The sequence below is a fragment of the Halomonas sp. ATBC28 genome, from assembly GCF_005937175.1.
Classification (GTDB): Bacteria; Pseudomonadota; Gammaproteobacteria; order Pseudomonadales; family Halomonadaceae; genus Vreelandella; species Vreelandella titanicae.
Genome location: NZ_VCQL01000110.1, coordinates 1 through 450 on the forward strand (window position 1 = coordinate 1; position 450 = coordinate 450).

At 49.6% G+C, this 450-nt stretch carries 1 protein-coding gene; it reads left to right on the top strand.

From position 1 onward, the window contains the following. Nucleotides 1-450 (top strand): ABC transporter permease subunit (locus E0L35_RS25570; protein WP_138801733.1); only part of this gene is annotated, 450 nt, incomplete at both ends.

Sequence of the window (450 nt, forward strand, 5' to 3'; positions counted from 1 at the left end):
TATCTCCAGTCGTTACAGGTGGCGGCGATTTCGACTATTTGCTGTTTACTGATCGGCTATCCGCTGGCGTGGGCGGTGGCGCACAGTAAGCCTTCGACCCGTAATATCTTATTACTACTGGTGATCCTGCCGTCGTGGACCTCGTTTCTGATTCGTGTCTACGCCTGGATGGGAATATTAAAAAACAACGGTGTGCTGAATAATTTTCTGCTGTGGCTGGGGATTATCGATCAACCGCTGACCATTCTGCATACCAACTTTGCGGTTTATATTGGCATTGTTTACGCCTACGTGCCGTTTATGGTGCTGCCGATTTACACCGCGTTGATTCGTATTGATTATTCGCTGGTAGAAGCGGCACTGGATCTCGGTGCACGACCGCTGAAAACGTTCTTTACTGTGATCGTGCCGCTGACTAAAGGTGGGATTATTGCCGGATCGATGCTGGTG